The 8,350-nt window shown below is 45.8% G+C and carries 7 protein-coding genes; 3 read left to right on the plus strand and 4 right to left on the minus strand.

Annotated features, from left to right (window positions below; translation table 11 throughout):
• Window positions 1-241: 241 nt before the first annotated feature.
• Window positions 242-916: a cadmium resistance transporter gene (locus HWQ38_RS39500; protein WP_292805787.1), complete on the minus strand. Its 675-nt coding sequence runs from the start codon at window positions 914-916 to the stop codon at window positions 242-244.
• Window positions 917-1,662: 746 nt separating this feature from the next.
• On the opposite strand from HWQ38_RS39500, the gene HWQ38_RS39505 reads away from it, so the two are divergent.
• The gene (locus HWQ38_RS39505; RefSeq protein ID WP_292805790.1) at window positions 1,663-2,130 is read left to right on the plus strand and encodes a Crp/Fnr family transcriptional regulator; all 468 of its coding nucleotides are present in this window, start codon (window positions 1,663-1,665) and stop codon (window positions 2,128-2,130) included.
• Between the two features lie 106 nt (window positions 2,131-2,236).
• Window positions 2,237-2,500, plus strand: coding sequence for a hypothetical protein (locus tag HWQ38_RS39510; protein ID WP_292805793.1), 264 nt, complete (start codon window positions 2,237-2,239; stop codon window positions 2,498-2,500).
• Window positions 2,501-2,819: 319 nt separating this feature from the next.
• Here HWQ38_RS39510 and HWQ38_RS39515 read toward each other — a convergent pair whose 3' ends face one another.
• Window positions 2,820-4,262 carry a cobyrinate a,c-diamide synthase gene (locus tag HWQ38_RS39515; protein ID WP_292805796.1) on the minus strand — a complete coding sequence of 481 codons (1,443 nt, stop codon included), beginning with the start codon at window positions 4,260-4,262 and terminating at the stop codon, window positions 2,820-2,822.
• A gap of 136 nt (window positions 4,263-4,398) precedes the next feature.
• Here HWQ38_RS39515 and HWQ38_RS39520 point away from each other — a divergent pair, with 136 nt between their 5' ends.
• Complete coding sequence (locus HWQ38_RS39520; protein WP_292805799.1) at window positions 4,399-5,034, plus strand: glutathione S-transferase; 636 nt, start codon at window positions 4,399-4,401, stop codon at window positions 5,032-5,034.
• Between the two features lie 179 nt (window positions 5,035-5,213).
• Here the strand turns inward: HWQ38_RS39520 and opcA are convergent, their stop codons facing one another.
• Together opcA and zwf are read right to left on the minus strand one after the other, a co-directional pair.
• Window positions 5,214-6,590, minus strand: coding sequence for a glucose-6-phosphate dehydrogenase assembly protein OpcA (gene opcA, locus HWQ38_RS39525; protein WP_292805801.1), 1,377 nt, complete (start codon window positions 6,588-6,590; stop codon window positions 5,214-5,216).
• A gap of 132 nt (window positions 6,591-6,722) precedes the next feature.
• Entirely contained in the window at window positions 6,723-8,252 is a 1,530-nt protein-coding gene (zwf, locus tag HWQ38_RS39530) for a glucose-6-phosphate dehydrogenase (protein WP_292805813.1), read from the minus strand.
• Between the last annotated feature and the right edge of the window lie 98 nt (window positions 8,253-8,350).

Raw genomic sequence — 8,350 nt, forward strand, 5'->3', positions numbered from 1 at the left:
CGAGCAGGTGCGTCACCGATAGCGTAGCGTAAAGCCTTCGGCATAGCTTCGCTTAGAGCAAGTCTTCTCCCAAGGGGAGATGCCAAGGGCGAACGAGCGTCACAGCCCAGACTTCGACCCTTCTCTACGAGACCCTTCGGCAAGCTCAGGGCATCGCGCTACGCGTAGCTTGCTTCCACGAAGTGGTACGACAAACTCAGGGCAGGCAAGCTCAGTGACCATCGTAGACATCGCCTCATACCTAATGGGAAAGCATTGCCAGACTAGGTAAAAGTCGATATGTTTCACTTTTAATTAAGATAGAGAGTCCCAAGTAAATTAAGACAAACGGGAAGATTTTCCGACCATAGCGAGTTAAAACCGGAGCCATCAGAGGATTACTAGTCAGGTTGTAAGAGAGGAAGCACCACACACCAACAGTCAAATAGCAAACACACAGAATTACACCTAAACTTGGAAGATTGCTACTGGCAAACAACGGTACATAAATTCCAATGTTGTTTCCTCCATTGGCAATAGTGACTGCGGAAACGCGGTAAGTTTGCGGATCGCGGATGGTTGCTAATAGTGATTTCTTCTGGCGTCCAGATTGGGTAGGAGAGGTTAAATCAACTGACACAGCTTGCACTGTCTCTTCCTGTTGTTCTCGACTGATGAGATTACTGATACCAATGGCGACGGGAAGTAAACCCAGCAAACCAATCCAGGTAGTTGGAATAATCAGACCGCCGAAGAAACCAGGGAGACTAGCAAAGACTAAGGCAGTAAATCCCAGAAATTCACCGATCACAATATGCTTAGGACGAAAGCTGCGATTGACTTTTCCGAAGAAAGCTGTCAAATATAAATTGTCGTCAAAGGTGGTTGCAAAAGCGGCAGAGATTCCAATAATAAATGTACTAATTAGCCAAGTCATAATTCTTGCTCACGATACATTCTAATGCTGTTTGTCCTAGTCCTTCTCTACTCCTCAATGTGAGGGCAGTTCAGAAGATTTTGTGACTGTTATTACCTAACGACAACTGATCGAGGTTCGTTAGTCATCAGCCAATTCCCCAGTTGTTAAAGGCGCTTACCTCTAATCAAATTGGTGATTTTTTTCTCAGCAAGGTACCTTGGGAGCTCATGAAGTCAATAATATGGCTTGCAAGCAAATAAGAGCAAATACTCTTGTTTTTTAAAAGGATAAACAAAAGTGATTGACAACTTGACTATATGTTTTCCTTGTTCCCCTGCTCTGCATGGGAATGCATTCATTGAGACTCTGACTCAATGTCTGACTGGAGTCAGCAGCCATTCTTATGCTCTGCATGGCAATGAAAGAATACCTAATACTGAGCTATTGTTTGAGAAACTTCTGTGCGTAGTTTACCGCACTTCTCTACGAGACCCTTCTCTACAAGACCCTTCTCTACGAGACGCTCCGCGAACGGCAAGCTCAGGGCATCGCGCTGCGCGTAGCTTGCTTCCACGAAGTGGTACGGCAAGTGTTACCCTGAGCTTGTCGAAGGGCTCAGGGCATCGCTCCTATTGAAGAGATGCTAAGTGGTCGGTAAAATTTGAGATATTCTTGACCGCTAGCGTTCAACATCGGTTAATATGACTAATCGCGTGGCTTGAGTTTTAAAATTTACATTAATGTTTTATGTTTAACTTGTAATTATGCTAACCAGTGTTGACCGTTTATTATTTGTCCGGCGAGTCCCAATTTTTAAGGAATTGCGGGATGATTTTATTGTGCGGCTGACTTCAGTAATGAACGAATTGTCATTTCCAGCTAATTACACGATCTTTCGACAAGGAGAAGAAGGGCGATCGCTCTATATTGTGGTGTCAGGTCGAGTAAAAGTTCACATCGGAAATAAACAACTTGCAGAGGTGGAAGAGGGAAAATACTTTGGTGAGATGGCAGTATTTGATACTCAACCTCGTTCTGCAACCGCAACGACTCTGGAACCTTGTGAATTTTTAGAACTGACGCAAGAGCAACTTTATGATGCGATCGAAGAAACTCCCGAAATTGCGGTGAACATTATTCGTGAGTTATCCCGTCTGATTCGCAGATTGAATGACGATATGAGTGTAACGAATCCCCCACGGACAAATCCAGGGGTTTTTAGCAGAGAGTGAGAAATAGTGGTTGGTTCCTGTGTAGCTTTCAAAACACTACTAAGTACAGTTTTGCGTAAAAGCGTAGCGTTTTTAATGCAGGGGAACGCATTATCATTTTAAAGGAATGCAAGCCGATGCATTAACAATGCAAGCCGATGCATTAACAATGCAAGTCGATGCATTAACAATGCAAGCCGATGCATTAACAATGCAAGTCGATGCATTAACAATGCAAGCCGATGCATTAACAATGCAAGTCGATGCATTAACAATGCAAGTCGATGCATTAACAATGCAAGCCGGTGCATTAACAATGCAAGTCGATGCATTAACAATGCAGGGTATTGCCAAATTTAATCCGGTACAAATTAATCAAATGCTGTACTAAGAGAATCTCTAGAGACTGGCGCGACACAAAGAGAAGTCGAGCGGCGGCTGACGCCGTTGGCGCAGCCCGCCGCAGGCATCTGAACTTCTCCCAAGGGGAGACGCTGCGCGAACGGTGGAAATCAGAGTTTCAGAGATATTTTGCGTAAGTCCTAATAGAGTCTAATAATTTTTTATTCACCCTACTAGTCTGTCAAGTTTAAATTGATGGGTAAGCAAGTTCGTAGTAAGGACTTTAGTCCTTATTTTCTAAGCACTAAAGTCCTTACTACAAACCCTCAAAACCAACTTGACAAAGTACTACTGGGTTTGGTGCTGACTTAAATCCACGTTGCTGAAGATGCTACTTTCAGACATTCTTTAAGAAACTGCTGGGGAATTTCTCCACTTTCTCCCCAATGCAGATGCACATAAGAAGCATGAACATTTGCGGGTAAACCCCATCCCTCGCATCCCATATTTTCGTCACAATCGTAGCGAGAAGTTTCAAATAGGGGCTGAGTGGGAGTTAAGGTTAAATCAGAACGATGAAACTCATGTCCGTAAACAGTTCTACCTGCCTTAACTAACAGATTATCTTGCAAAGCTACTGCACGACGATAGCCCAAAGTTAAACGCCCACCCATCACAGCAGATGTTGGTAAAACTCCCGCCATCGGCCAAGATTTGCCCTCAAAATCGATAATTTGCTCACACAAATACATCAATCCGCCGCATTCGGCAATTGTGGGCATTCCTTTAACTATTGCTGTTTTCACTGCATCACGAACGCTGGTATTTTCTGCTAGTTGCTGGGCAAAAACTTCCGGAAAACCACCGCCAAAATACATTCCCTGCACATCTTTTGGTATACCAGCATCTTCTAAGGGACTCCAAAAAACCAGTTCTGCGCCAAGCTGTTGCAGCAAATCGAGATTATCTTGGTAGTAAAAATTAAAAGCGCGATCGCGGGCTACTGCAATCCTGACTGAGGAGGGGGGATGTAGCTTTAGTTCACCGCAGGGTGGGAGATGAGGGAGTGGTTCGGATTTTAACAAAGGTAATAAGCGTTGCCAGTCGAAGCAAGTATCACCTAAATCGGCGAGGCGATCAATTAAAGCGTTGAGTTCGGGAAGTTCGGCTGTGGGTACTAAACCCAAATGGCGATCGGGAATTGTGATGTTATCCTGACGCCGCAGTACGCCGAGAATGGCTAATTGTAAGGGTTCTAGGGAATCTTTGAGTAGAGAGAGGTGGCGATCGCTCCCGACTCGATTTAATATTACCCCAGCTATTTTAATTCGGGGATCAAAAGACTTGTAGCCGTGAGCGATCGCAGCGACAGAACCAGATAAACGACTGCAATCAATCACCAACACCACAGGTAAATCTAAAAGCCGCGCGATGTGTGCAGTGCTAGCAAAGTCTGTTGATTTTTGCTTTTCTTGCCCATGCCCCATACTTCGACAACGCTCAGTACAAGTGCCCCATTCCCCATGCCCAATTCCATCAAATAACCCCATTACTCCTTCCACTAGAGCATATTCACTCAGTTGGCTATGACGGGTAAAACATTGCTGAACGTAGGCTTGAGAAGTCAGTACTGGGTCTAAATTGCGACAGGCACGACCAGTTACGTGTTGATGAAACATCGGATCAATGTAGTCTGGGCCTATCTTGAAAGATTGCACTAGGCGATCGCGACGGCGTAAAGATGCTAAAAGGGTGAGCGTGACTGTTGTCTTACCCACTCCACTACGTTCCCCGGCAATGACTAAAGCCATAAATAACAATTCAAAATTCAAAGAAGGAAAAAAACTAGCCAATTAGGGGAGTTAGATTGAAAAAGTCTGTCTAATAATTATACTTAGAGATTCGCCCAGATCGGATAACAATAAGCGACCAGAAGAGGAACCTTTTATGATAATTGTTCATCATCTTAACAACTCGCGATCGCAGCGTGTGCTGTGGTTACTTGAAGAATTAGGTATCGAATACGAGATAAAATTCTATGAACGCGATCCAAAGACGATGCTGGCACCAGAGTTGCTGCGCCAAGTCCATCCCCTCGGCAAGTCACCAGTGATCACAGATGCAGACCTGACGATTGCTGAGTCGGGCGCGATCGTCGAATACCTAGTTGATCGCTACGGCAATGGTCGGCTAGTCCCGGCATCAGGTACGCCTGAGTACGTGCGCTATACGTATTGGCTGCATTACGCCGAAGGCTCTGCAATGCCACTGCTGGTGATGCGGCTGGTGTTGAACAAATTCGGAGCAGGAGACAGCAGCGTTGTTAGCGGATTCGTCGCGCCCCAGATCAAACTTCACTTTGACTACATAGAAGACGAACTCCGTAAAAGTACGTGGTTTGTAGGTGAAGAATTTACCGCCGCCGATATCCAAATGAGCTTTCCCCTTGAACAAATGGCCATGCGAAGAGAAGAGGTCGAGAGCCGACCAAAGCTCAAAGAATTTGTTGAGCGCATTCATGCACGACCTGCTTACAAACGTGCGCTTGAGCGTGGAGGCACATACGACCTATCCTTTCAATAAGAAGCGTCCAATTATCAACCATTTGTTGGGTTTCACTATTGCTCTACCCAACAAAGCTATTTTTCTTAACCCAAGGGCATTGGGCTAAAAACCAAAGAAAATAGAAAAACCCTCCAGATTATTGAAATATCCAAAAATCTGAAGAGCTTGTGTGTAACTTTTATTCTTTCCAGGCGAAGCTAATTATTTGTTTCCAATTTGAAAATATTCGCTGTCACTCCCAGACTTTCTTCAAAAAGTGACTCGCGCCCCCAACGTTGTACCTGCTGACTTAGCAATGCTTCCGCCTTTTGTTCCGAAAGTGAAGTTACTTGTTGAAACAGACCGGCAGATTGGGCACCACCGTGTGTTTCCATCCGCATACAGCCACCAGTTTCCGAGCAAATTACTGTACCACAGTCTGCCTGCGGATTTGTCGAACTGAGGCGCAGGGCAATCAAGTCGCCCATAATCTCACCCACATCAGCAAGGGGAACACCCGCTAATTCGGCTTCCACTTGTCGTTGGTCTTTGGCAACAAAGGCAATGCGAGTGATGTCGTAATCTCCGGTTTCCTTTTGATAGGAAACTGGTTGCCATTCTAGACGACTTGCCAGCCAACCCAAAAACAGCAATGCTTGTGCGGGATTGCCTTTTTCGTAATCAATCGTTACTCGGTCAATTTCCTTCAAGGCAGCCCGACGGTGAGGAGAATCGTAGGCTTCAGCTGCTAATTCTTGCCATGCTGAGAGGCGACGCCAGTTGAGGTCAGCTAAGGGAACACCACTTTCTACCAACTCTTGTAGGTGGAGTAAATCACTTTCTGGCTCGTTAAAGCGGCAAGAATCCACAATAACATTGTTGGATACTGCTGCCAGCCGTTTGAATAGACTGTTGTTTGGGTCTGGTGTTGCTTTCCACCAGACAAACTTTGGTAAGCCGCCAATTAACAATGCTGGAATCATCCCCCCGATCCGTTCCAAGGCAGCAGGAGTTCCACTGAGAGTTATATATTCGCAGCAAATTAATGTGCTTGATGATTGCTTTTGGATGGGGCAATAGGCAGAAACTTGAGCTTTAACCCCTTCATCTTCGCCAGCAATGGGAAACAGTGCAATAATGCGGCAGGGGTTGCGGAGGGCGATTTCATCGGCAATTCTGGGGCTTGGGGCATTTAAGCTGGGAATACTAGTAGAACTATTATCCCCTGTAGCCGCGTTTCCTTGACGTTTGGCGAATTCTTCTCTCAAGATAGCCAGGGTTTCAGGTGTTGCTATTCCAGTATGTGGCAGTGCATATTTTTTCTGCACTTGCCGCAGCGCAGCTTCCATTTGAGGCCCTAAAATCCCGTCAAGTGGTCCGTTGTAAAATCCCAAAGTAGCCAAAAGATACTGGGTTTCTTCCGGTTCATAAACCACTAAGGTAAATGTAGTTGCGCGAGTAGCAGCAGGAAGCCCACCCGTATCGCCACTAATACCGTAGCTTTGCCAAATTTGATTCAGTTCCGCATCTAATTCGTCAAGCGAAATATCTTTTGGTGTCTGAAGTGAAAAAATTGTAGACGCTTGGGGAGCCATAAGGAATTTTGGATTTTGGATTTTGGATTTTGGATTTTGTCATTGGTCATTGGTCATACCCTGCGGGAAGGCGAAGCGCCTATGTCATTTGTTTTTACTAGTGACTAATGACTAATGACTAATGACTAATATTTAGAGTCTGCGCCAGCGACGTCCATCTTGGTTAATTAAGAATTCTGCTTCTGCTGGTTCCCAAGTACCTGCTTCGTACTGGGGAATAGTATTTGCGTCGGCGGGTGCATCCCAAACGGAAAGGGCTGGCGTTACTACTTGCCAAGCTGCTTCGACTTCATCCGCCCGGGTGAATAATGTTTGATCGCCCATCATACAATCAAGGAATAGGCGATCGTAGGCATCGGATGTTGCTTGGATGCCAAAGGAACCATAACTAAAGTCCATGTCAACGGAACGGGTGCGGAATTCTGCCCCTGGCATTTTCACATCAAAACGCAGGGAAATTCCTTCATTCGGCTGAATCCGCATAGTCAAAATGTTGGCGTTTGTCTGTTGGGCGGCAGATTGGAACATCCGAGACGGAACTTCGCGGAAGTGAATGGAAATCTCACTGACTTTTTTCGGCATCCGCTTCCCGGTACGCAAGTAGAAAGGAACACCTTTCCAGCGCCAGTTATCCACCAAAAACTTCATTGCTACGTAGGTGGGAGTGGTGGAGTTGGGATCAACGCCTGGTTCTGTCCGATACCCCGGCACTGCTTGACCCTTCATCCAGCCAGCACTATACTGCCCACGTACTGCTGAACCTGAGAGATTGTGAACATCAGCTAAACGAGTCGCTTGGAGTACCTTCACTTTTTCTGTGCGGATGCTATCGGCATCCATTGCGTTGGGTGCTTCCATCGCCGTTAAACAGTAAAGTTGCATGAGGTGATTTTGCAACATATCCCGTAGTGCGCCGGCACTTTCATAATAACCAGCCCGGTCTTCCACTCCTACGGTTTCTGCGACGGTAATTTGCACATGGTCAACAAAATGACGATTCCACAACGGCTCAAAAATCGCATTGGCAAAGCGAAACACCAGCAAATTCTGGACTGTTTCTTTACCTAAGTAGTGGTCAATGCGATATACTTGGTTTTCTTTGCAAAATTTCTGTACCACTTGGTTAAGACTCTGGGCAGAAGCCAAGTCCCGACCAAAGGGTTTTTCAATTACTAGACGATGTTTGTAGGGATCTTCTAGCATCCCAGCACTTCCTAGCTGCTTAATCGCTTCGGGAAAGAATGAGGGGGCAACTGAGAGGTAAAACATTCGATTCCCTCGTGTGCACCGTTTTTCGTCTAATTCACTCAATAAGCTTTTGAGTTTCTGGTAGCCTTCGGGATTGTCTATATCCCCAGGACTATAAAACAAACCTTGAGAGAAGTCTTTCCAAAGTTCCCCTAAATCGACATCAGGATGTGCCTCTTCCATGCCTTTTTGCATCTGTTCACGGAAGTACTCGTGGCTCCACTCTCGACGTGCCACACCGACAATGGTAGTTTCTTGTGGAATACGCCGTTCTCGCCGCAATTTGTAAAGTGCTGGTACTAGTTTGCGCCAGGTGAGATCACCAGAAGCGCCAAAAATGACTATAATCTGGGGTTCGGGCATCCTTTGTTGTTGCAGACCAACGCGCAAGGGATTTTCTAGCAGACTAACCATAACAATTTTGGATTTTGGATTTTGGATTTTGGATTTTGAGATTGGGCATTGGGCATGGGGCATTGGGCATGGGGCATTGGGCATGGGGCATTGGGCAT

The organism is Nostoc sp. NMS7, from assembly GCF_017115085.1.
Taxonomy (GTDB): domain Bacteria; phylum Cyanobacteriota; class Cyanobacteriia; order Cyanobacteriales; family Nostocaceae; genus Nostoc.

Excerpts from the sequence above, each read along its gene's own strand:
- HWQ38_RS39515 (WP_292805796.1), bottom strand. The coding sequence starts at position 4,262 with ATGGCTTTAGTCATTGCCGGGGAACGTAGTGGAGTGGGTAAGACAACA.
- HWQ38_RS39500 (WP_292805787.1), bottom strand. The coding sequence starts at position 916 with ATGACTTGGCTAATTAGTACATTTATTATTGGAATCTCTGCCGCTTTT.
- HWQ38_RS39520 (WP_292805799.1), top strand. The coding sequence starts at position 4,399 with ATGATAATTGTTCATCATCTTAACAACTCGCGATCGCAGCGTGTGCTG.
- HWQ38_RS39510 (WP_292805793.1), top strand. The coding sequence starts at position 2,237 with ATGCAAGCCGATGCATTAACAATGCAAGCCGATGCATTAACAATGCAA.
- HWQ38_RS39505 (WP_292805790.1), top strand. The coding sequence starts at position 1,663 with ATGCTAACCAGTGTTGACCGTTTATTATTTGTCCGGCGAGTCCCAATT.
- zwf (WP_292805813.1), bottom strand. The coding sequence starts at position 8,252 with ATGGTTAGTCTGCTAGAAAATCCCTTGCGCGTTGGTCTGCAACAACAA.
- opcA (WP_292805801.1), bottom strand. The coding sequence starts at position 6,590 with ATGGCTCCCCAAGCGTCTACAATTTTTTCACTTCAGACACCAAAAGAT.